Annotated in this window: 12 protein-coding genes and 1 pseudogene; 5 read left to right on the top strand and 8 right to left on the bottom strand. The window is 42.2% G+C overall.

The genetic code is table 11. The features are described 5' to 3' along the window. Positions 1–379: 379 nt before the first annotated feature. On the bottom strand, positions 380–766 hold the full coding sequence (locus RRG12_RS06690) for a response regulator (RefSeq protein WP_069074817.1): 387 nt from the start codon (positions 764–766) through the stop codon (positions 380–382). After that, complete coding sequence (locus RRG12_RS06695) at positions 738–3,839, bottom strand: response regulator (RefSeq protein WP_420758751.1); 3,102 nt, start codon at positions 3,837–3,839, stop codon at positions 738–740. The genes RRG12_RS06690 and RRG12_RS06695 overlap by 29 nt, the downstream gene beginning before the upstream one ends. 330 nt (positions 3,840–4,169) lie before the next feature. Between RRG12_RS06695 and RRG12_RS06700 the strand changes: the two genes are divergently transcribed. From RRG12_RS06700 to ptsP, 3 genes and pseudogenes are all read left to right on the top strand, one after another. Continuing rightward, positions 4,170–6,116: an amino acid transporter gene (locus RRG12_RS06700; protein WP_420758752.1), complete on the top strand. Its 1,947-nt coding sequence runs from the start codon at positions 4,170–4,172 to the stop codon at positions 6,114–6,116. A 504-nt stretch (positions 6,117–6,620) separates the two neighbouring features. Then, a pseudogene (locus tag RRG12_RS06705) lies at positions 6,621–9,563 on the top strand (beta strand repeat-containing protein); the annotation flags it as partial. A 955-nt stretch (positions 9,564–10,518) separates the two neighbouring features. Next, positions 10,519–13,083, top strand: coding sequence for a phosphoenolpyruvate--protein phosphotransferase (gene ptsP / locus RRG12_RS06710; protein ID WP_420758828.1), 2,565 nt, complete (start codon positions 10,519–10,521; stop codon positions 13,081–13,083). 429 nt (positions 13,084–13,512) lie between these two features. Here ptsP and RRG12_RS06715 read toward each other — a convergent pair whose 3' ends face one another. From RRG12_RS06715 to RRG12_RS06725, 3 genes are all read right to left on the bottom strand, one after another. Continuing rightward, positions 13,513–13,902 carry a hypothetical protein gene (locus RRG12_RS06715; RefSeq protein WP_420758753.1) on the bottom strand — a complete coding sequence of 130 codons (390 nt, stop codon included), beginning with the start codon at positions 13,900–13,902 and terminating at the stop codon, positions 13,513–13,515. Between the two features lie 455 nt (positions 13,903–14,357). Then, on the bottom strand, positions 14,358–14,654 hold the full coding sequence (locus RRG12_RS06720; protein ID WP_420758754.1) for a hypothetical protein: 297 nt from the start codon (positions 14,652–14,654) through the stop codon (positions 14,358–14,360). A 261-nt stretch (positions 14,655–14,915) separates the two neighbouring features. Beyond that, a complete protein-coding gene (locus RRG12_RS06725; RefSeq protein WP_420758755.1) occupies positions 14,916–17,000 on the bottom strand; it encodes a TonB-dependent receptor plug domain-containing protein in 2,085 nt (694 codons plus the stop codon). Positions 17,001–17,430: 430 nt separating this feature from the next. Between RRG12_RS06725 and RRG12_RS06730 the strand changes: the two genes are divergently transcribed. Further along, positions 17,431–17,829, top strand: coding sequence for a hypothetical protein (locus RRG12_RS06730; RefSeq protein ID WP_420758756.1), 399 nt, complete (start codon positions 17,431–17,433; stop codon positions 17,827–17,829). Then, entirely contained in the window at positions 17,822–19,456 is a 1,635-nt protein-coding gene (locus RRG12_RS06735) for a caspase, EACC1-associated type (RefSeq protein ID WP_420758757.1), read from the top strand. The genes RRG12_RS06730 and RRG12_RS06735 overlap by 8 nt, the downstream gene beginning before the upstream one ends. A 129-nt stretch (positions 19,457–19,585) precedes the next feature. Here RRG12_RS06735 and RRG12_RS06740 read toward each other — a convergent pair whose 3' ends face one another. The 3 genes from RRG12_RS06740 to RRG12_RS06750 all read right to left on the bottom strand — a co-directional run bounded on the left by RRG12_RS06740 (position 19,586) and on the right by RRG12_RS06750 (position 24,477). Then, positions 19,586–21,388: a dynamin family protein gene (locus RRG12_RS06740; protein ID WP_420758758.1), complete on the bottom strand. Its 1,803-nt coding sequence runs from the start codon at positions 21,386–21,388 to the stop codon at positions 19,586–19,588. Between the two features lie 8 nt (positions 21,389–21,396). Next, complete coding sequence (locus RRG12_RS06745; RefSeq protein WP_420758759.1) at positions 21,397–22,365, bottom strand: M48 family metallopeptidase; 969 nt, start codon at positions 22,363–22,365, stop codon at positions 21,397–21,399. Between the two features lie 81 nt (positions 22,366–22,446). Further along, positions 22,447–24,477 carry a dynamin family protein gene (locus RRG12_RS06750; protein ID WP_420758760.1) on the bottom strand — a complete coding sequence of 677 codons (2,031 nt, stop codon included), beginning with the start codon at positions 24,475–24,477 and terminating at the stop codon, positions 22,447–22,449. Between the last annotated feature and the right edge of the window lie 579 nt (positions 24,478–25,056).

Raw genomic sequence — 25,056 nt, forward strand, 5'->3', positions numbered from 1 at the left:
GCTATTTTTGGCTTAAGTTGACACTAATGGTTCCCTACTCCCTACTCCCTCTCCCATACTCCCTCTGAACAAGGGGAGGGGAGCGTTTGCTTCAGCAAATGCGGCGTGGGGTTCTTTATCGAGGATGTTGGACGCAGAGGGCAGGATAGCGCAGCGTTAGCGAGTCCGCGAGCGTCGGCAGGAGGAAAACTGCCCGACGCTCCAGAGGGTCTTGGGTTTAAGACAAGAACTCCAAAAATTCTAGTTTTGTGGCTCTTTTTCAGGAGGGGTTTGAATCCCCAACTGAGGTAAAATCTCCTGCCTCCTGCCTCCTGCCTTCTGCCACCTGCCTCCTGCCTCCTGCCTCCTGCCTCCTTCAATTTTGATTTATGCAAGAGGTCTACTTTTCAAGATTCCAGCCTAACGCTACAGCTATTTCAGCAGCTAATTCTAGGGGATTGAATGGTTTAGCGATCGCACTGATCATTCCCATCTGGGTATAACGACGGCGATCGGAAGCCTGGATTTTGGCGGTTAACAAAATTACCGGAATCGCTTTGGTTAATGGATTGGCTTGTAACTTTTCAAAGGTAGTGATGCCATCCATCTCTGGCATCATTACATCTAGTAAAATTGCATCTGGTTGGTAAGTCTCAGCTTTAATTATCCCCTCTTGACCAGAACTCGCTGTCTCGACTTCCCAGCCTGCGACTGTTTCCAAGCAAATCTTGGCAACTTCTTGAATATACTGTTCGTTATCAACCACTAGAATTTGCTTTGTTGTCATCACTGCTATCCTTTTGTTGGTTGTAAGTAATTCGCTGAAGTAACTCCATCACCTGTTGTTCAGATTCCTGAGTGCTAACACGCCCTTTAGTCAAAAATTCTGTATTTGGATTTAGTTGGCTATTTATACTTGGATCGTAACAATTATGAATCACGGGAATATTGCAAGAGTCTTCTGAAACAGTATTTTGGAAAGTCTCAAATAACGGCAGAGTAACGTAAAAAGTGCTACCTTCGCCCAATGTGCTTTCAGCCCAGATGCGTCCACCGTGCTGTTCCATAATGCTCTTACAAATTGCCAAACCTAAACCAGTACCATCATGATTGCGTGAATCTGAAGAGTCAACTTGTTGAAAACGCTCAAAAATACTCTCAAGTTTGTCAGCTGGTATACCGCGTCCAGTATCTTTAACTGTCAATAAAATTTCATTCCCTTGTTGTTGCGCCCCTAAACAAACCGTAGATCCAGCAGACGAAAATTTAATCGCGTTACTGAGTAAATTAGTCAAGGTTTGGACAATGCGATCGCAATCTGCCAATACTTGACCAGATACGGGACAAATAGATACTTTCACGCCTGCTTTGTCAGCTAGAGGCTGCATGACATTTACTGCTTGAGCAATCAAGTCAACAATATTGCAGATTTCTGGTTCCATCTTCGTCTTACCCGACTCTATCCGCTCAATGTCTAGGATGTCGTTTATTAAGCGTACTAGGCGTTCGGTGCTATCAGTAGCAATTTGCAGCAGACGTTTTCCCTGTTCTGAGTCTGTTGGTAGCAAACCACTGGTTAGCATTCCTAGAGAGCCGTGAATCGAAGTTAAAGGCGTGCGGAGTTCATGACTAACAACAGAAATAAATTCATCTTTCATCCGTTCAATTTGCTTACGCTCTGTGATATCCCGCAAGATAACCGTATAAAATATTTCATCACTCATATCTATTTTGGAGATGGAAGCCTCCGCAGGAAATTCAGTCCCATCCTTACGGCGACCGTAGATTTCACGCCGTTCTCCCATCCGTCGGGCAATATTCGGAGAATGACCAAAGTCAAGCACATGTTGACGATGTGCTTGGAAAAAACGCTGCGGTAAAAGTAAATCAAGCCCCTGTCCAATCACTTCCTGGGCAGAGTAGCCAAAAATCTTCTCTGCTCCTTGATTAAACAAAGTAATGCTTTGGAACCCGTTGATGGAAATAATTGCATCATCAGCAATATCTAAAATCCGTGCAAATCGAGCTTGAGAAAACCGTAATTCTTCCTGTGTCCGCTGACGCTCATCAAGTTGTGACTGCAACTGTCGATTCACGTTAATCAACTCAGCAGTACGCTCTGCAACTCTCAATTCCAATTCGTTAATAGCTTGTAAATTGGGAGAAGCAGGGGGTAAAGGGGACAAGGAGGACAAGGAGGACAAGGAAGAATTTACTTCCCCTGCTCCCCCTACTCCCCTGCCCCTCTGCCCCCCAACCTCCCCACCCTGCGTCACGCGCTGCCGCAATTTCACCCGTTCTAAGCGATTGACAATCCGGGTTACAAGTTCTGGCCCGACAATGGGCTTGCTTACAAAGTCATCAGCACCAACACTAAATACCTGATTTACCATCTCGGCATCGCTATGCACAGTTAGAAATAGGATAGGTAACTCACTCCAGCGCGAATCGTTGCGTACCAATCGGCAAAGCTCTATACCATTTGTATGAGGTAATTCCACATCCAGAATCAGCATATCTGGCGCAACTGCTTCTAAGGTTTTCCAGAACTGAAGTGGATCTTCAAGAGCGATCGCCTTGAGTCCCCAAGGACTAAGTAAGGTTTGCAACAATGCCTGAATTTGCGGATCGTCATCTACAACCAATATTTTAGTTTCTGTATGGGGTTCATTTTGCCGCGGTTGCGTTACTGTTTCTAATACCTGTGGGGTTGACGATGCAGATATTACCGCTGTGTTGTTTCCCTCAATTTCCCGACGCAATAACCTTACCCAACTTTCGAGGTTGCTAATCTCAAATTTACTCAAGGTTTGACCAGAACTTAACAGCAGTTCAATATTGCGTGCCAATTTTGAGCCAAGAGGTAAGCCAAAAGTACCTAAAGATCCTGCCAAAGTATGGGCCTCTTTGGCTGCGCTAGAGAGCAATTTGGGACTTGAAGTATTTTGATTTAAAGTTGCGATCGCTTCCTCCAGCAACCTCAGCTGCTCATCCACCCGCCCTTGAAATCGTTGCCAAATTTCCGCAACTGCCATTAGTGCTTGCTGCTGTGATTTGAGATTAGGCGCTGGGGAAGGAGAAGAAGCAGAGGGGCGGGGTGAAGGATGCAGAGGAGAGGAATTTTCCCCCTGCTCCCCTACCCCTCTGCTCCCCTGCCCCTCTGCCCCCCTGCTCCCTACTCCTTCTTCCAGTGATTTCAGACGATAGCCAATACCATAAACTGTTTCAACCAAATCACTGGGTGCTCCGACAGCTTTAAGTTTGTGTCGTAATCCTTTGATATGGGTACGAACAGCTTCTTCTTGTGGAGTATCTTCATAAGACCAAAGATGTTCTAAAATCATGCCGCAGCTAAATACCCGCCGAGTATTTCGCAAGAATAGCTCTAACAGAGCATACTCTTTTGGAGTAAGTGGCAGCAGATTGCCAGCGTAGATCACTTCACAACTACTAGGATCTAGTTGCAACTTACCATATTCCAGCACAGGTTTCGAGTTTACGCCCTTGCGACGCAACAGCGCCCTAATACGAGCAATTAACTCTTCTTGGTCAAAGGGTTTAACTACATAGTCATCTGCACCAGCATCTAATCCGATCGCTTTCTCATGACCACTATCGCACCCTGTCAATAACAATATTGGCATTTGCAGACCATTAGACCGGATTTGACGACAAAGACTAATGCCATCTAGCTTGGGCAACACTACATCCAGAAGGATTAAATCATAATCGTAAGTTTGAATAAAATCCCAAGCCGCATCACCATCAGTAGCAATTTCAACCGCATAGTTTTGGTTAGTCAAAATGGCACTGAGTGAGTATGCATTTAACTCATCATCTTCTACAACTAATATTTTCATGTTAGAAGCTTTCCAAATTAAAATGGGTACAGCAGTTAATAAGCAAGCAACTTAAATTGCAAAATTAATCTAATATCAATGCAAGATTTTAAAACATCTTCCAAAAGGTTCATCTTTCCGGTTCATATTCATTAACAAATATCAATATTGATTAATTTTTAATTGATTTGTTATATGCTAGCTGCTACACTATTCAGGCGTCAGGAGTCCGAATGAACCCTGTACAACTCTAAGCAGAATGCTATATATTTTTAACTCAAAATTTTATTTAATCAATCATAAAGGCTTAAAAAAATCACAAAGCCGAATTCTGCAACACAATCGTATTTAATGGCTAAATCAATTGTTTCAACAAAACGGGTTGGCAGCCAGTTAATCCACTGGTTGCTTGAAGAAGATCGAGGAGAGAAGGAAGGCCCTTACCGCAAAGAAGAATCACATCGTCAGCATCCTTGGTGGCAGGTGATGTGCTTGACTGGTGTAGATTATTTCTCGACCCTTGGCTATCAACCTGGGATTGCAGCACTGGCGGCTGGCGCTCTTTCTCCTATAGCAACCCTGATTCTGGTTTTGCTGACGCTCTTTGGAGCATTGCCAATCTATCGACGCATTGCAGCCGAAAGCCCTCATGGTGAAGGATCGATCGCAATGTTAGAGCGTTTGCTCCCCTGGTGGCAAGGCAAATTACTTGTGTTGTGTTTACTCGGTTTTGTGGCAACTGACTTTATTATTACCATTACTCTTTCAGCAGCCGATGCCACAGCCCATATCATCGAAAATCCGCTGACGCCAAATTGGCTTCATAATCAGACGATCGCAGTAACCTTAATATTAGTTGCATTACTAGGTGCAGTTTTCTTGAGAGGTTTCCGAGAAGCTATTGGTATTGCAGTAGTTTTGGTAGGAGTTTATCTGCTGTTAAACTTCATTGTCGTTGGTGTCGGTTCGTATCAGATCCTAACTCACCCTGGAGCGATCGCTAACTGGCAGACTGCACTTTTTGCCCGCCATTCCAACCCTTTGCTCCTAATCGGGATTTCTCTGCTTATATTCCCCAAACTAGCACTGGGATTGTCAGGCTTTGAGACTGGTGTTACCGTTATGCCGCTGGTTAAAGGCAGCAGTAACGACACTCCGCAGCATCCCAAAGGGCGGATTCGGAATACACGCAAGCTGCTTACCACTGCTGCTCTGATTATGAGCTTCTTTTTACTTACCAGCAGCTTTATAACTACTCTACTGATTCCAGTGGCAGAATTTGCATCTGGGGGCAAAGCCAATGGACGCGCCCTTGCTTATTTAGCACATCTATATTTAGGCGATGGCTTTGGCACAATTTACGATTTAAGTACTATTTCGATTTTGTGGTTTGCAGGTGCATCTGCAATGGCAGGACTGCTGAATATCGTGCCTCGCTACCTACCACGTTATGGCATGGCACCCAATTGGGCACGAGCAACACGACCTTTAGTGTTAGTCTACACAGCGATCGCTTTTGTAGTCACAATTATCTTCAGAGCAAATGTGGAAGCCCAAGGCGGGGCTTATGCAACTGGCGTGCTTGTGTTGATCACCTCAGCCGCCTTTGCCGTCACCTTATCAGCCCACCGTCACCGACAGAAGCAGGCAAGAGCCGTTTTGGGGATCATTACACTGTTATTTTTATACACCACTATTGTAAATATCATCGAAAGACCAGAAGGGATTAAGATTGCGGGCTTCTTTATCGGCACAATCATTTTTACCTCACTGGTTTCTCGTGTTTGGCGTTCAACGGAACTGCGAGCAGAACGAATCGAAATTGACGAACTTGCTGGCCAATTCCTTGCCGAAGAGAGCCAAGGAACAATACGACTGATTGCAAATCGGTTGAATATGGGCGATGTCCTAGAGTATTTTATGAAAGAGAAAGAGGTACGCGAAGACAACCATATTCCACCCAACGATCCAATTCTGTTTCTTGAAATTATGGTATCGGATGCTTCGGAATTTGCCGATGTGATCAAAGTAAAAGGGGTGCAAGTTGGTGATTATCGCATCCTCCGGGCTGAAAGTGCAGCAGTACCTAATGCGATCGCGGCTTTACTACTTTATATACGTGACCATACAGGTAAAATCCCCCATGCTTACTTCGGCTGGGTTGAGGGAAATCCTATACAATACTTACTGCGTTTTATCTTGTTTGGTGAAGGTGATATTGCTGTAGTCACCCGTGAAGTACTCCGTCGGGCTGAAAAGAATCCCCATAAGCGTCCTGGTATTCATGTTGGGGGTTGAGTCAAAAGTCAGTATTTCTTCTCCTAAAAGATGCTCTGTAGTAATATCCTCCAAAAAACCCTTAAGATACACCACTCTCAATACGGTTCGGTTAAGTCAAGAGACGCGATAAATCGCCGTCTCTACAAAAGATTGATCCTTGTAGAGACGGCGATTTATCGCGTCTTTGGATCTAGAATTTTCATCAAAAAACCTTAACCGAACCGTATTGACACCACTCTCTCTTTCCATTCTTGGAAACAATACTTAGATTTACATCACTTTCAGCCTTAACTGAACCGTATTGGAATGTAAAGAATATACAAAGCTCAGTACTTATATATACATTTCTCAGCAAATAATGTGAAGAGTATACAAAGATGCTTATTTAAGCATAGACATCTCCTCAAGGTTGACGTATAAAACATGTCGAAAACGCCAAAATTTGGCGGTTTCTTTATGCTCTAAAACAGCAGTTTGAGAACTTAAAATTACTGAGAAAATCGATTTAGGAAAGTAAGAGTTATGGCAAATATCATTGGAACAAACGGTAATGATACCCTACTCGGTAGTAACGGTGCGGACACTATTAACGGTAAAGCAGGCAACGATATCATCACACCTACCTATGGCAGCGATACGATCACAGGTGGAGGCGGCAAGGATAAAATTGTCTACAGCTTAAACAACTTACCCAACTACGACACCGATATTATCACTGATTTCAATGGCATAGGTAAAGGAACAAACCCTACGGCAGCAGTCATTGCGGAAGTGGATATCATAAAATTCCAAGGCGATATTTTAACTGCCAAAAATCTGCTGCTCACCCAGAATGGTAACAACCTGGAAATCACTTTTGAAGGAGAGCTTGGTAATGCCAAACTGATCCTGCAAAACTTTGCCCTGGAAAACCTGGAAAACCTCAGCAAATCTACAGGAGCCACTGTAGACTTGGGCAATATTTTGTTTGATGGGCAAACTACCATTACTGACAGCTTTGATGTCTTCGATGCCAACTCCACCCAAAGTACTATCTTCAAGAAGAATACAGTCACCTTCCTTAACGACCTAAACAACAATGTTATCGGCTTTGACAACTCAGATGATGTGATCAATGGTCAAGGGGGTAATGACACAATAGATGCTTTAAGTGGCAACGACTTGCTGCGGGGTGGTGCAGGGAATGATATCCTCAATGGCGGTGCGGGGAATGATACCCTCAATGGCGGTGCGGGGAATAACACCCTCAATGGTGGCGCTGATGACGATTACTTGAATGTTAATAATTTAAGAGGCGATAACCTGCTTTCTGGAGGTGATGGCAATGATTCTCTTAGTACCTTTCGCTCCTCTGGCAAAAACACCCTCAACGGTGGCGCTGGTGACGATACCTTACATGCTGAATTTTCATCAGGCGATAAGCTACTGAATGGGGGCGATGGCAATGATTCTCTCTCCATCCTTGACTTTGAGTACTACGAACCCGGTGTCCCCTCGTCTGACAAAAACACCCTCAATGGTGGTGCTGGTGACGATACCTTGAGTGCTAGTGGCTCATCAGGTGACAACCTGCTCTCTGGGGGCGATGGTAACGATTCTCTTAGTGCCTTTGGCGCCTTTGGTAATAATACCCTCAACGGTGGCAAGGGCGATGATATTCTCATAGGTGACGGTACCAGTGGCTATGGCTTTGATATCCTCACAGGTGGCGGTGGCAAGGATAAATTTGTTTACAGATCCTTAACCTACAGCAGCACTGATATTATCACGGATTTCGGTGGAGTAGGTAAAGGAACAAATCCTTCGGCAGCAGTCATTGCCGAAGTGGATACTCTAAATTTCCAGTCCAATGGCTTCACTGCCGAAAATCTGCTGCTTACCCAGAATGGCAACAATCTGGAAATCACTTTTGAAGGAGAGTTTGGTGGAAGCAAACTCATCCTGCAAAACTTTGCCCTGGAAAACCTGGAAAACCTCAGCAAATCTACAGGAGCCACTGTAGACTTGGGCAATATCTTGTTTTATGGGCAAACTACTATTACTGACAGCTTTGATGTCTTCGATGCCAACTCCACCCAAAGCACTATCTTCAGGAAGAACACAGTCACATTCCTTAATGACTTAAATAATAATGTTAGCGGCTTTGATAACTCAGATGATGTGATCAATGGTCAGGGTGGTGATGACATAATAGATGGCTTAAGTGGCAATGACTTGCTGCGGGGTGGTGCGGGCAATAATACCCTCAACGGTGGTACTGGTGACGATCGCTTGTTTGTTGACTATTTAGTAGGAAATAACCTGCTTAATGGGGGCGATGGCAATGATTCTCTCGTTGCCTCTGGCTATGAGTTCTACAGCAGCTACATCCAAAAAGGCGACGATCTTCGCCCAGAGGGCAATAATACTCTCAACGGTGGTGCTGGTGACGATACCTTGAGTGCTAGCGGTTCAACAGGTGATAACCTGCTCATTGGAGGCGATGGCAATGATTCCGTCTCCGTCTCTGGCTATTACTTATCACTTGGCGGCGACTACTTCGAGCCCTACGACAATCGCTCCTCTGGCAATAATACCCTCTACGGTGGCGCTGGTAATGATACCTTGAGTGCTAGCGGTTCATCAGGTGATAACCTGCTCTCTGGAGGCAATGGTAATGATTTTCTTGATATCTCTGGCTTTGCCGAACCAAATTACGACTCCTACTACAACTCTGTATCCTCTGGCAATAACACCCTCTATGGTGGCGTTGGTGACGATACTTTAAATGCTAGCGCTTCAACAGGCAATAACCTACTGGATGGAGGCGATGGCAATGATTCTATCTATGTAAGCACCCCATCCCCATATCTTGCCTTCTCTTCTTTAGTAACACAAACGGTAGATGGGGGAACAGGTGACGATTTGTTGTCCGTCGATTACCGCGATGCTACAGGGGGAATCACTTCGACTTTTGATGCCACTACTAATACTGGATCAATTACGGCGGGTACGAATCAGGTTAACTACAAGAATATAGAACGATTCAATATCTTAGGGACAGCCTATGACGACAATATTGTGGGGAGCAATGGCAACGATAGGCTCTCTGGGGGCTACGGTTATACTATTTATACTGACAGTTTAGATAATGACACACTTTATGGAGGGGATGGTACTGATACCTTTGCTTTCAATAGTTCCAATGAAGGTATTGATACTATTTCTGATTTCAACGCCACTAATGAACTTATTCAAGTATCGGCTGCTGGTTTTGGTGGCGGGTTATCAAGAGGTTCACTTTCAGCTAGCCAGTTTACCCTCGGAACATCTGCAACGACGATAGCTCAACGATTTATCTATGATAATTCTACAGGTGAACTGTATTTTGACCAAGATGGTAGTGCGTCTGGGTTTACTCAGGTAAAATTTGCACAACTTTTGGGTGGTGTGACACTAACCGAAACCAATTTTGTAGTTGTTTAGCGTTCCACCATCATTCTAGACACGGAATGCAAGGTTCTCTCATAAGCACCTTGCATTCGATTGTTCAATGCAATCTCTGTGTTATGTAGGAATCCGCTTTGATTTCTGAACTAATTTGCATAGGCAGGCAATAGGCAATAGGCAATAGTCAAGAAGGCTTCTTGGTTGTACTGAGTTTTTTCAGAAATCAAATATGCGTCCTATATAGATAGTAAATGTTGAATTTTTTCCTGAACTTTCGGCATTTTCTTGTTTTGTGGCTCTTTTTCAGGAGGGGTTTGAATCCTATAAGTGAAAAACCTCCTGCCGACGCTCGCGGACTCGCTACCGCTGCGCTATCCTGCCTCCTGCCTCCTGCCTCCTTCAATGGCTAAATCAGATCATGTCTGCGTTTGTTATTCTTGCTTATATGGAGATGTCTAGTATAGCGGTAGCCACATAGGTTAGGACATTTTAAGTCAGGACATTTTGAAAACCCCAAGGCTAGGAATAGTAATACTTTTACCTCCTGCCTTCTGCCTCCTGCTATATATGGTCATGCGATCGCAACTCATTAGCCTTAAACAACTTTTTGGGGAATTGCGGTCAAGCAAGGATAAATCCTCTAATCAATTTTTTGCTTTTTTTGCTTCCGATTCTGAGTAGTTTTTGGATTGTCCAAACTTTTAACCGAAGGATCAGCCTTTTTTAATATTGTGGCGGGATAATTTTGATGGTGATGTCTCGATTAAGTTGTACGATGGGAACAAACTTATCCAAAACATTTCTTCCCCTACTGCTAGCGATGGAGTTTATGAGTGGACACCACTTATTTCAGTAAAAGAAGGCTATTTTATTCGTATTGATAGCTGGAAAGACCGGAATATTTTCGGGCAGTTGCAATTGTAGCAGAATGGGAAAATGAAACGGATAACTAGCTAAACGCAAACCTCTCAACAAGGTTGACGCTGTGGCATTGATCGGAATTGTTATTGTTTCTCACAGTAAACAACTAGCCTTGGGTGTGCGGGAACTTGCCGCGCAGATGGTTCAGGGCCAAGTTTCCATTGCTGTTGCAGCAGGTATTGAAGATCCGGAAAATCCATTGGGTACAGATCCCATTCAGGTTTATGAAGCGATCGCTTCTGTATTTTCTGATGATGGTGTTTTGGTGTTAATGGATTTGGGTAGCGCTTTGCTGAGTGCAGAAATGGCAATCGAGTTTCTGCCAGAAACACAGCAGCAAAAAGTGTATTTGTGTGAAGCACCTCTAGTAGAAGGCGCGATCGCTGCTGTAGTAGCTGCGGCAGCTGGTAGAGATATTCACCAAGTTATGGCGGAAGCACGCGGCGCACTCTTAGCCAAAGCGACTCAATTGGGTGTAGTTAGTAGGCCGTTGTCAACTGTCACCCCAGCAACAACTAATGTAGAATCACCAACGCGAGAAATCCGGCTGATTGTCAATAATCGCTTAGGATTACACGCCCGTCCCGCAGCGCAGTTTGTCGCAACCGCCGCCCGGTTTCAATCGCAAATTTTGGTGCAAAATTTAACCAGAAATACTGAACGAGTTAGGGGTGACAGTATTAACCAAGTCACAACTTTAGGGGTGCGTCAAGGACACGAACTGCTGATTACTGCCACTGGTTCTGATGCAGATGAGGCGATCGCAGCATTACAGACATTATTCACAAATAATTTTGGTGAGGCAGCCCGGTCTTGTTGTTCCAACAAAGAGGGACTGCCGAACCCGGAGGGTGAAGATAATGTTGTCTTCAATTCTCCGCCAGCATTTCACCATGAAGTTACCCCAGCAACTCACGGCGAACTTTCAGGAATTGCAGCTTCTCCAGGAATAGCGATCGCACCTGTTATTCATTATCAACGCACTCACATTTCTATTACGGAATATCACGTAGATGATCCTGATGCAGAGTGGCAACGACTACAAGCGGCGATTAACACTGCTAGACAGGAAATTCAAGCGATTTTTTCACAAGCATCTCTGCAAATTGGTGACGCTGAAGCCGCCATCTTCGATGCCCAATTACTATTTTTAGAAGATCCAGTACTGTTAGAAGCGGCTCATCAACGCATTTTAGAAAACCATATAAATGCTGAATCAGCTTGGCAAGCTGTAGTAGATGAAGTAGCGACTTCCTACCGCACACTTGAAGATTCTTACCTGCAAGAGCGAGTTGACGATGTTGTTGATGTCGGGCAAAGGGTACTGCGATTACTAGCTGGGAATGCTGCGGCTAACCTGCATCTTGAGTCACCGGCGATTTTGGTGGCGACTGATTTAACCCCCTCAGATACCGCTGGATTAGATCCGACAAAGGTGTTGGGTATTTGTACTACTTCTGGCAGCGCCACTTCCCACAGTGCAATTATCGCTCGGACATTGGGCATTCCCGCAGTCTTGGGAGTAGATGCCCAGGTGTTGCACTTGGCAGATGGCACACTGATGGCACTTGATGGTGAAAGTGGCAGAGCTTGGGTAGAACCAGAATCAGATATCCTGGATTTACTGGCAACAAAACAGTCAGCTTGGCAAACTGCTCAACAAGAAGCACGCGCGACGGCGCACCAGCCAGCAATTACTCTTGATGGTCGGCAAATTAGCGTTTTTGCCAACATTGGTAGTATAAATGATGTCCAAGTTGCTGTGGCTAGCGGTGCAGAAGGTGTGGGATTACTTCGCACCGAGTTTCTATATTTAGATCGGACAAGCGCCCCCACTGAAGAAGAACAACTAGCAGTGTATCAGGCGATCGCAAAAGTTTTAGATAATCGTCCCCTAATTATTCGTACCTTAGATGTTGGTGGTGATAAGCCACTTCCCTATCTCCGAGTCGGGTTTCCAGAAGCTAACCCTTTTTTGGGTTGGCGGGGAATTCGTTTCTGTTTAGATCATTTGGATTTGTTCAAAACTCAGTTACGGGCAATTTTGAGAGCCAGTGTAGGGCATCAAATTAAGATCATGTTGCCAATGATTGCTACTGTGACAGAGGTACGTGCAGCTAAGGCAATTTTGAGTGAAGTGCAGACTGAACTAAATCAAGCTGGTATTGCCTTTGATGGCGCGATGAAAGTAGGAATTATGGTGGAGGTTCCGTCAGCAGTTGCGATCGCAGATCAGTTAGCAGCTGAAGTAGACTTCTTTAGTATAGGGACTAACGATCTGAGTCAGTATGTCATGGCTAGCGATCGCACTAATCCCCGCGTGGCAAATTTAGTTGATGCGCTACACCCGGCGGTGTTACGCATGGTACAGCAAACTATCAAAGCTGCCCATACGGCGGGAATTTCGGTAGGATTATGTGGAGAATTGGCAGCAGATACTTTAGCAACACCAATTTTATTAGGTTTAGGACTGGATGAATTGAGCGTGAATCCTCAAAGTATACCTGGAGTGAAGCAAGCGATCGCTCGGTTAAGTATAGTTGAAAGTGAAGCGATCGCGGCATCAGCATTACAACAAGATTCAGCAGTTCATGTCAGAGAGCTAATCTCAACTTCAATTACTCCCCCTGCGTAATTCGTAATTCGTAATGACGCTCGTGGACTCGCTACCGCTGCGCTAACGTAATTCGTAATTGAATTAGTTGGAGTCTAAGAGATTGTTTGAAAAGTGTTTCGCTGTGACTTTAGGCACTTTTCGATCCCCCTAAATCCCCCTTAGAAAGGGGGACTTTGATTCTGGTTCCCCCCTTTTTTAAGGGGGGTTAGGGGGGATCTAAAACTATTTAATACCGACAAAAGGACTTTTCAAACATCCTCTAAGCTCGACTTTATCCAAAATTAAGAACTTAGTTTTCTTTCTACGCCAAAAACCTTAAACTGTGTAGGTTGGGTTTCGTTCCTCAACCCAACCTACAATTTTTCTTAACTGAACCGTATTGCACCAAAAAAGACAATTACGCGCGAGTATTTCCCCAATAATTACGAATTACGAATTACGAATTAGTTAAAATCTGATTCCCAGTTGTCCGTTAAAACCACGAATAGAATTGTAACCAGCACCAACAAAAACGTTATCAGTAGCACCTACCTGAACACCACCTGAAACTGCAACACCTTTATCCTCTGAATAAAGTCCAACTCCTACATAAGGTGAAATTACAGGTAAACTGATAAATTTCAAAACATCTACTCCCGTAGCACCATCAGGGCCAGTTCCAATCTCAACCCCGAAATCCAAAGCTCTAGCTCCCACAGCATAGGTTACATCACCATCTTTTCCACCAACTGAAACCCAAGGTTGCGGTATAAGTTGAGCCGATGCTTGACTTGGGGCAAATAAAGCTAACAAACTTATGGCTGTAAATAATGTTTTAGCAATAATCGTTATTTTCACGTTGTTTTCCTACACTAACTGCTGCATTTTAATTGTTTTCTCACAACTACCCTTGCTTCAGCACTACTGTTCACCAGGGTTTGTCTATGATGGCTAATCGTGACGGATTAAACCTCATTTGAGTGCCCGATGAGTTCAAGCATTATTTTGGTAATGTTATATTAATTACAGCGTTACGTAGCTACAATTTTTAATTATCAAGTATATTTGCTGATTACTTTATCAAAAAGCCTAATTGCTGTCTCAAATTACCTGATTGCTTTCTCAAAATACTTAAATGCTTTTTAAAAAAGGCATTTGACTTACTCATTTCGGTGTTTTCTGCAAGCAAAAGCTATGCATCCCAATACTGCTTGAGTTTTGGGAAAAGGTTAAAGGGTAAAGGTTAAAGGTTTTTTCTTTCCCCTTTCCCCTTACCCTTTTCCCCAAAACCCGACAAGTATTGCTATGCATCCTTACTCAAAAGTGGATATATCTCGCAGCAAACTAGGAATTTCCCCTTGAGATAAAGGAAACTCCAGCAAAGTTTCTCTAAGACCCAAATATCCAGATTCAGCAAACGACAAAAGCATTCGTGAAAGCGCTAGCCAAACCTCCGATTCGTATTCCCAATCACGATAACGCGAAGCTTTACCAGCAATTGAACGTAGCGCCCAGAAATAAGAGTTCCGCACCACCGAACCACCCTTCTTAAACTCTGGTAAATCTTCATGGTGAATAAAAAGCACTTTATTTTCAATTCTGGCTCTCATAGCAATTTTGAATTTTAGATTTCGGATTAAAAGTAAATTTTAAATAGGGTGCGTTGATTGATTATTGTAGAGACGGCGATTCATCGCGTCTCTTGCCTTAACCGTAGGGTTTGTTACGACTTTAACCTAACGCACGATGTTATATTGCGGTGCCTCCTCTTTACCAAAAAGCTCCTCTTATCTCTGTGTTCTCTGCGCCTCTGTGGTTCAATAAATAACTTTTAAACCGCAGAGTCACAGAGAACGCAGAGATTTTACCACCTAAAAATTGGCGTTTAAACCCACACGAAAAGTGAATCCAGGGCTATAAATGCGATTAACTCGCTCATATTGCTCACCGAGGAGATTTTCTAAGTAAACTGTCAATCCGACATTGCTAGTTAAAGGTACACGACCGCTTAAATCTAAATTAACGAAAGATGGGGCAAAATCTGTAATCGTGTCACCAGGGTTTGTAAAGAAGGCTCTGCGAGTGCCACTATTGTAGGTAACATACAAATTAGCGTACCAACCGGAATTTTGATAACCCACGCCAGTTTGCAGTACAGAGTAGGGAATCAAACCTAACTGTAAACCTCTCTCTGAGCCTGTTTTTATTTGAGCATCTGTATAAGTGTAGTTGAGGAAAGTTGACCAGCCGGCTGCAATTCTTAATTGCAATGCAACCTCTAAACCATTGGTATCCACTAGTCCAATGTTTTCCCATCTGCCGGCGATGACTCCCAAGCGATCGCTTATACTACTACCAAAGTAGGTAAATTGCCCAATCAGATTTTGAGAAAAATTGACATCTACTCCTGCACTCCAAGTAGAACCAGTTTCCGGTCTTAAATCAGGATTAGGTTCCCAACCATGAACTGTATCATAAACATACAACTGATCTAACCCCGGATTGCGCTGTCCCCCTGCCCAACTTCCCCGCACTGCTACTATTGGTGTGACGGCATAACGTAACCCAACACTAGGATTGAGATAATTTCCAAACTGGCTGTCAAAGCTTTGCCTTAGCCCTAAATCTATCAGAAAATCATCGCTAATATTCCAAGTATTCACAGCAAATAAAGCTGTATTGAACAAACTTCGATCTTCAGTTTCGTTATTGGCAATTCTAGTAGGATTTGTACTCAAAACATCACCGATTAAGTCGGTGTTTTTCAAATCTAATCCCCAGCGCAATTTATTATTGGAAGTAACTTTCCACTCATGATCTACTCTGGCTGTAAGTTGTTGTGTATCTAAAGCTCCTGTACGGTAAAATGCGCCTGTAGGTCCATAAGTGCTGAAATAATCTCGGTTATAACCAATTGAGGTTGTCAGGTTAGAGCTTTCGCCATTACCTAGTCGAGTCTTCCAAGATAAGCCAACATTTAAACCATCATGGTCTAATCTATCTCTTTGGAGAGGAAACCCGAAATAAATTAAGCCGCGACGACTGCTGAGTGCAGTAACATCTAAATTCAATGAATTTTTTTTATCTAAATCTACTCCAATACTACCAAAGTAGGTACTTGTAGCTGTGTCTGCATTCGATAAAAAGCCCTGCTCATCACGATTTGCAGCACCTACAGGGACGCGGTAACGGTTATCTATAAAGAATCTTTCAAAGCTAAAATTATACTTAACTTTATCAGATGAACCACCATAAGTTACTTGCTGATTATTTAAACTCAACGAGCCAAATTCTGCGCTAGCGCTCAATTTAGGTTTGCCATAACCTTCCTTGGTAATGATATTTACCACTCCCCCAAAGGCTGATGAACCATATAATGCGGAGGCTGTACCGCTATATAATTCCACTCGTTCAATCGCCTCTACAGGAATGCTATTTAAATCAGTTCCACCATGATAAGTGTTGACATTATTGTTAATTGGTCTGCCATTAATCAAAAATACAGACTGATTAATTGAAGCTCCGCGATAGTATGTACCTGTGTGAATATCTGCACCATGACCTACATCATTGATTGCAAAACCAGGCATTCTTTTTAAGATATCGGCTAAACTTGTAGCGCCCTGCTTTTGAATTTCTTCTTTATCAATTACGTAAGTTGGAGTAGATTGAGGTAAGTTATCTGGTTCTGCGATCGCTTCTATAGTAATGTCTGTATCATCTGGCTCTGTTTCTGGCTGAGTTTCTGGATTAACTTCACTCGGTGCAGATTGTTGAGTTAATAATTCGGCATTAGTAGCGGGTAGCTCAATTTCACTCAAACTCGGAATATCTGAAATGACTTCGGTTGATTTATCAGTATTTCTCTGCTTAATTTCACTCTCAGTAGCAAAGCCAGGAAACGCTATCAGTAAACTCGGTAAAGCAACTGTTAGCAACAAAAAATCCTTTTTCACGTTCTCTTCCACACCAAGTAAAAACAGTCACCACTTAGCATTGTTGCTGTAATAGTAAAATCGTGTCAAAAGACACGCTGTCATAGTTTTTCTAAGCAGCAACTAACCGTCTCTACAAGTATGAAAAGGCAAAATCAAGGGTAATTAAACTCTTTTTCTCCTCACCTTCTTTCTGAAGTTTCAAGCTAAGGCTCCCTTAGATGGGACTTCTCGATGCCCTCTGCCGATCCGAACCGTATTTGAAAAAGGGGTTGACTGGGGAATATATAATCGTTCGGGCGTGTATGTAAAGTACGGTAATCTGTTAAGTATGGCAAGGGATTATTCAACTTATCTAGCAGTGGAAGAATTTGTCACTGCTATCTCCACCACCATAGCAAGTGAAATAAATAAACTGAATTACAACGATGATAGTACTTAAGGAGCTATTATGACTGCACTATCGAATGTAATCTTTACTATTGCTCTTAACGATCCAGAGTTAGATCCAGAAGAAAAGCAGGAAATAGTACTGAATTTATTGAATCGACTCAGCAACCTGGAGGAAGTAGAGCGAGTTGTACGTACAGAAGACCTGAATCCAGAAGAGGGAAGCAAACCAGGGATTTCTTTTTTGGTAGGAATGCTGACAGCAGAAGTGAGTGTAAAGAATATTAAAGGATTTTTGGGTTTTTTAGGCGATCGCTTGGGTGACAAACCAATCAAGGTGACAGTAGAAGCCAATAATAAGAAGGTTGTGCTTGAAGCTAGTAGCCGCCAAGAGCTATTAGAGGCCGAGAGAATAGCAAAGGAACTGCTAGCAACCGTTCAGGGAGACTCGAATGGCTAAGAAGGTCGCACTGCTGATTGGAGTAAGCGAATACGAAGCTGGCTTACCGCTAGTTCCGACAGCTGATAAGGATGTCAAAGCAATGCAGCGAGTGTTACAAAATCCGCTGTTAGGTAGTTTTGACAAAGTAGAAGCACTGGTAAATCCAGATTTAATGACAATGCAAATAGCTATTCAAAAGCTATTTGCAGATTGTAAAAAGGAGGATTTTACCTTTTTGTTTTTCTCTGGTCATGGAATTACAGATGATCATGATGGCAGGCTTTACCTGGCAACTCGTAGCACTCGCAAAGATGCCTTCCATTCAACAGCAGTGCCAGCTAATTTTGTGCAAGATATTATGAAAAGAAGTCCTTCCAGACAGCAAGTTGTGATTCTTGACTGTTGTTATAGTGGAGCTTTTGCTATGGATTGGCAAGCAAAGTCTACTTGTGAAGGGTGTGCGCTACTTGCATCTTCTACTGCTGCAAGACAATCCTTTGAAGCTGAAGAAGCAGGCATTTATACCCATTACATAGTAGAGGGGATTGAAACTGGTGCCGCAGACCGAGATAAAAATGGCCGAATTACTATTGATGAATTGCATGACTATGCCAAGGAGAAAGTGCAAGCAATCAGACCGACAATGAAGCCAGAAATCCAAACATTTAAAGAGGGCTACAAGATTGTGATCGCTAAAGCTCCAAATCCTAAAGAAAGCTTCAGGATTCCAATTGTTAAAACTCAGGTATGGAGATGTATCTACACACTCACTGACCATTCAGATACAGTCAATAGTATTGCCATTAGTCCTGATGGTCAAATTCTTGCTAGTGGTAGCGCTGATAAAACCATCAAAATTTGGAATCTGAAGACTGGAACACTCTTGGAGACTCTTGAGGACCATTCACATACAGTGAATAGTGTTGTCATCAGTCCCAATGGTCAAATACTTGCCAGTGGTAGCGCTGATAAAACCATCAAAATTTGGAATCTCAACACGAGAAAACTAGTTCGCAACCTTAGAACTTGGTTCTCTACTGCACATTCAGACTCAGTATATTCTTTAGGAATTACCCCAGATAGTCAAACTCTGATCAGTGGCAGTCGGGATCATACGATCAAGCTATGGAATCTAACGACGGGAAAAGAGATTGGAAAGCTACCTGAAGACTCTTGGGCAGCTTCTTCCCTGGCAATCACTCCCAATGGTCAAGCTATTGCCAGCGACAGTTTAGATCGTACTATTAAATTGTTTAGTCTGGACACCAAGGAATTATTGCAAACTTTTGCTGGCAATTCTAACTTAATTTGGGCGATCGCTATCAGTCCAGATGGCAAAACTCTCGCTAGTGGGAGTCAAGAACACACTGTTAAACTGTGGAATTTAAATACTGGGAAACTGCTGCACACCCTCACCGACCATTCCAAACCGATTCATTCCATTACTTTCAGCCTAAATGGACAAATCCTTGCTAGTGGTAGTTATGACAATACTATTAAGCTGTGGAATGTAGAGAATTGGGAACTTATCTGTACCTTGAGTGGACATAGCGATGGAGTAAACTTTGTCGCTTTTAGTTCAGATTGTATTACTCTTGCTAGCGGTAGTGATGATAAGACAGTGAAGATTTGGCAGTTGTGCTGACTAGTAGATATAAAACTCCTATTTGATTTTTGCACAAAACTCAGCACACTTTTATTTCTTCTTCTCTGTTAAGAGTTACCTATCTCTACAAGTGATTCATCAATAAAATCAGGTTGCTATATAGATAATTTAAAGCATATCTTCAGAGCAAAGTTTTTGCTTGAGGTTCTTGAGTCGATTATGGATCTCATTTAAGAGCAATAATGTATCTTGCAACGTTTCATTAGCTGCACTTACTGTCAGTACTTCTTTAGCGTTAACTTCTTGCGCTTGTCGCATTGCTGAGACTGATATTTCAATATCTTGATGATAAGCACTTTCGATTTGCTGCTCAAGTTTAGTTGCAATACTTTTATACAAAGAACGAATTTCTTGAATAATAGCTAGCTTAAAATCTGGCAAGGCGATTTGTAGTTTTTGTTGGTAACTAACCGCTTGCCTTGATGACCCTAACTCTTGCGTTTTCCTGATGATGAGGTCAGCGACAAAAGTAGACGATTCGCACTCTGCCAATATTTCTAAAGCATCAAAGTTTATCCACGGATGCTCATGAGAAGTTACTTTCTCTCCCGAACTTTTACCATCTACTATACTGCTACTGACATCAGTTAAAAGTTGTAAATCCTTGACAATTGCTTTCTGAACTTTCTTAATAGTTTCAAAAAGAGTGGGTTTATGGACACTCAGACAGTTATTAATCGCTTCTCTGAGTGAATTTGTCAAAAATAACTGGAAATGTCGTTTAATCTCCTCAACTTTAAAGTTAGCAATGGCAGCAATTGCTTCAGTTTCTAGGCGGTTCATAAACTCATTCATCCACTGACAAGCTTGATCGCACATTTGATTAATATCATCTGTCATCACCTTTATATGCTGTGCAATCTTAGCGGATAATTCTGAAGATGGGTCTTCGCATTGGTCGATGGCTCGACTTAAACGCTCTCGGTCTGTTTGCATAGCATTACGCAGAAGCAACAAGCTATCGCTAAATTCTTGTAACGTCTGCTCTAGATGATCGGTGGCTCGGTCGAGTTGAATTAAATCACGCTGCAAATGAATACTTTCTTCCAAAGATTTGCGAAATTCATTGAAGGATTTTTCTAATTTTGGTGCAGAAGCAGGATTTGGTCTGGAAAGAGATTCAAGACGACAAAACTCGTCGAAAGCACTGATTCCAAAAAGTTGAGGATTAGGAAACAAGCGGCTAATCTTTTTTTGTGTACTCTTTAATAATCTTTCTGCCTCTTGTTCTGTCTGAATATTATCCATCATATTCAGAGTAAAAAAGACTTTGGGAAAATCTTGAGGTAAGACAGACATTTGCAAAAATTTTTGTTCTGATTCTGCAAACGGAGAGAGGGCTGATACTACGAATACTACTGCATCAGCTTGTAAAAGATAAGTGTGAACTTGACGATCAAAACGCTTAAAAACATCTCCAGTTCCAGGAGTATCCACAAGACGTACCCCTCGCAACCATTCAACGGGTGTCTCAATTTTTAAATGGCTAGCTGTAGGAAGAGTTTCTAAAATTGAACTAAGTTGCTCTGACTTTAGTTCCTCTGTTTCTATTTGAATTTGCCCACCATCACTCAAACAAACATGAATCTTCGGTTCTGAACCATATTGGATGTGATTAATTGTCACTGTTTCTGTTGTCACATCTGTTGTTACCACAGATTGCCCTAATAAAGCGTTAATTAATGTTGATTTACCTCGTTTGAAGTCACCTATAACAACGAGAACAAAGTCTGCTTCCAAACGAGTGAGAATTTGGGAAATTTGACTCTGTATCTGTTTGAGTAGCCTTTTACCTATAGTATTTTGAACTTTTTCTAGGCGCAATCCTTCGGAAAAATCATTGATGATTTCTAGAAACTCTTGGCGCAAATATCTGAAGTCATAGCTGATATATTTAGTTGGTGATTCCATAAAAAGCCTTAATATCCTTTAGGTAGTACACGAATAACCTGTTCGCACAAATTATCAGTTTCTTCTTTGCTGCGTGCATCTTGTAAAGATGATTCCGATCGCCAGGAATGGAAAATATCACACTCAGCAAACAGGTGGAGTGCAGCAATTCGTTTGGGAATCAACGGGTGAGTATTGAAAAGCTCTATCAGATGGAGGGGAGTAGATTGAACTTTACTCAATTGTTTACGAAATTCCTCAATATTGATTTTTCCCAAGGAATTGCCACCACCAGTTATCAATTTTATCAGGACACTTTCAGCCGTATTGATATCACCGGAGCAAATCAATCCGGCGCGATCGCAAGTAATTTCTGCACATCGACTCCAGCGTTTAAAAAATATCGTCAGTCCGCCTTGGATAATTGGTTCCAGCATTCCGTGAGTTGGAACTACCTGTAAAACTCCTTGTGCTAATTGGTTTGTCATAATTTCACAAACAGTGTTATAAACACCATGCAAATTGTGAATATGACCGCATTCATGACCAATGACAAACTTGAGTTCTTCAGGTGTAAAAGATTCGACAATCTGACTTGAAAGAACAATAATTGGTGCAACGTCATCAGTGGCGATGGTGTATGCATCAGAAGTAGAATCTCGGCAAATAAAAATCTGTGGAACACCAATGCCTAATCTGTGAGCGCAATCTTCACCAAGGGCGTGGATTTTAGGATACTGCTGCGGGCCAACAGCAATACTTGTTGTGAGATGTAGTTGCTCGACAACAGGAACCGCCCAACCAACTAACGTTTGCACCATTGCTCTAACTGGCCCCATAGCCATCAATTGCTGGCGTAGTTTTTGATCTAGAGAAAAGGCATAGTCGGGAATTCCACCTACTAAATGAGCAGATATTTGGCGATCGCGTACTTCCAAATAATGACCAAAATTGAGGTCAACAGCCGCAGTTGGATTGGGAACTGATGGATTTTCCATAATTCATATCTAAAACTGTAAAATTCGTTGTATGGAGTGTGAGGTATGATCAAATCTCAAACCTCACAGCCTGGCAAATTTTTAAACACTCATGATTTCCACAAGTTCTTGAGAGCGTCTTTGGGCACTACCAAGAATTCTCTCTGTTTCTGCACGAATTTCATCAAGTTCTTTACGTTCTGCTTCGGTTTGAGTCTCATTCTGCTGCCGTTTCCGGTTAAGTTCATAAAGAGTATTCTGAGTATTATCCAGTAAAGCCTCTACCTCTTGACTTAGTGTTTGTTTGAGATGCTCGAAACTTGTAGAAATGTGATCCTCAACTTTATGATTAATCGGATTTGATTTTAGTTGTTTTTCAATTTCCTTAATAATAGCTTCCTTGTAATTTTCCTTAAAGGTTTCCAATTGCTCACCACCAAACACTAATTTGGTGAGCCAACCTCCTGTGAAAACGGACACAACACTAATAGCAATAGCAGCAGGCCAGGTAATTGGGAATCCGATTAACACTGCTAATACAACTGTACCAACGCTACCAGCTGCACCAACTGCTGCACCTTTAACACCAGCTGTCCGAAAACCTGACCAGATACCACCAAATCCGGTAAATACAGCTAGAGCAGCAGCAATAGCTTCTCCACCTGCATTTCTTTTACGATTAGAGTTAGCTTCAACATCAATAAACTGCATTTCAATGCGATTTAAAACTGTAACTACAGAGTTAGCAAAATCTTTTAATCGGTCTACTTCTTCTGCTAACCCCTGTTGAATCTCTATCTGAATTTTATCTGCCAACTTTTGCCCTGCATTTTGCAAACTAGTAGAAACTTTGCGACCCAGTTTTTCAGCCAAAGCTTTCTTGTTATTCAAGTCCTTGGAGGTTATTGTTGTTGAATCAATGACTTGCAGCGCTGTTTGCTTCAAATCATCTTCTAGCTTATTGAGTAAAGGTCTGACATTATATCTGACATTTTCAGCTGCTTTATCAATGAGTTGCATTTCGTCTTTTTTTCGGCTTCGCAAGTCTGCAATTTCTGCAATGGAGGTTTCGTAGGTTTTCTCAAAATCTTCTAGCTTCATTTTGAGGGCACTTTCTTGAATGTTAATTGTTGATAAAATTTCTCCAGATGTAGCGATCGCTCGATTCAAAGGTACTTGCAGCTCAATTGCTCCCCGTTCCCTAACCAGAAATTGCTCTAAAGCCTTTTCAAATTCAACAAAACGGCTTTTAGCAAGCAATTCATCATCTTTGCTATGCTTCGCTTCCAAAGCTTGGTAAGCAGAAAGACCAAAAACTTTTGGGTCTCCAATCTTTTTCAAGTAAACTTCATATTCTGCCGAGTTTTCACCCCACTGTTGTGCCGCTCGCTCTAACACATATTCTCTAATACGCTTTTTCACACTGGCAATTACTTTGTCAGCATCTCCAGGTCGATTGCAGCGGTCAATTCCAGTAACTACAAAAATCACACGACCCAAGTCATTTGTTAATAGTTTGTTCTCTAAAAAGTCCCGTTCGACTTCTGAAACAGGTGATTGAGCCATGATTACTAAAATAGCAGCATCAACTCTAGGTAACACTGAAAGTGTTACACCAGTCATGCTAGGATCGTCGTTCAATCCTGGTGTGTCAATAATATCTACATTGTTTTTACAATAAGTAGCTGGATAATATACAACAGCCTCTTTCACCGTTGCCGCCTTTGCTTCAGCTTCTGGCGTTAACTTCGTCACATAATTAGCAAGTTCGTCAATAGCTATCTTCTCTTTTTCGCCATCTATAAATTCCACTTCCACATAGGAATTTAAACTATAAGTAACGCGATTGAGAGTAGCGGAACATGGTTCAATATCTGATGGTAAAATTTCCTGACCTAGTAGAGCATTAATAAATGTACTCTTGCCGCGTTTAAACTCTCCAACAACTGCAACCCAGAAAGTCTTCTCCTCAATTCGTTGTAAAACATCATCAATTGATGAAATTGACTGGTGGAGATTAAGCTTTTCCGAAAATGATCGTAGTCTCTTCAAATCAACTACTAAGTTATTCGCTAGTTTGTTGTAATCTGTGAGTGATGCTAGAGGAGCATTATGATTATTTCCAGCTTCCATTTTCAATCCTCTCTAGGTGATTTATTGAATAAATATTTAGGCTTTAAATCATCAAATTCCAGTCTTTGTCGCTAAGTCTGTTAATGCCCAAGAGACTCTAAATCTGGAGCAAAATAAACAAAATTTGCTGTGGCTTGGGCTTAACATCTCTTAGCTGCTGGTCACTTGTTTGGTTGGTGCGATGCCTACAGCGGGCTTTACCCACCCGAAGTTTATTCGCTAGTTACCTTTGCAAGCAGTCTGATGAGTAATACATCTCGTGATGCACTGTTTTCGGATGAGGTTTTGGATTATTGTCAGTATTTCTTGATATAGTCAGCAATTTTATCTTATTAGAAATGCCAAAACCTATGTTACTGAAGGCTTGCTGCTGTTCAGCAAAAATGATAATTTTCTAGACTACTTTACAAAGATCGTGCAGTTTGATACTATTAATTGTTGGTTCTTCAGTTCATTTTATGGAACAAAATAATAAATAAAACCTAAAGATAGGCTACATTTATTGCTGTGCCTGGGTTTTAAGTTTTTGAGCCTTTCTATAAAACTGCGGTTTTAATGCTTTACCATAAAACCAACGCA

The sequence above is a fragment of the Nostoc sp. CALU 546 genome (assembly GCF_048836525.1).

Coding starts and splice junctions, on each gene's coding strand:
- RRG12_RS06690 (WP_069074817.1), bottom strand. CDS start 766: ATGACAACAAAGCAAATTCTAGTGGTTGATAACGAACAGTATATTCAA.
- RRG12_RS06695 (WP_420758751.1), bottom strand. CDS start 3,839: ATGAAAATATTAGTTGTAGAAGATGATGAGTTAAATGCATACTCACTC.
- RRG12_RS06700 (WP_420758752.1), top strand. CDS start 4,170: ATGGCTAAATCAATTGTTTCAACAAAACGGGTTGGCAGCCAGTTAATC.
- RRG12_RS06720 (WP_420758754.1), bottom strand. CDS start 14,654: ATGAGAGCCAGAATTGAAAATAAAGTGCTTTTTATTCACCATGAAGAT.
- RRG12_RS06730 (WP_420758756.1), top strand. CDS start 17,431: ATGACTGCACTATCGAATGTAATCTTTACTATTGCTCTTAACGATCCA.
- RRG12_RS06735 (WP_420758757.1), top strand. CDS start 17,822: ATGGCTAAGAAGGTCGCACTGCTGATTGGAGTAAGCGAATACGAAGCT.
- RRG12_RS06740 (WP_420758758.1), bottom strand. CDS start 21,388: ATGGAATCACCAACTAAATATATCAGCTATGACTTCAGATATTTGCGC.
- RRG12_RS06745 (WP_420758759.1), bottom strand. CDS start 22,365: ATGGAAAATCCATCAGTTCCCAATCCAACTGCGGCTGTTGACCTCAAT.
- RRG12_RS06750 (WP_420758760.1), bottom strand. CDS start 24,477: ATGGAAGCTGGAAATAATCATAATGCTCCTCTAGCATCACTCACAGAT.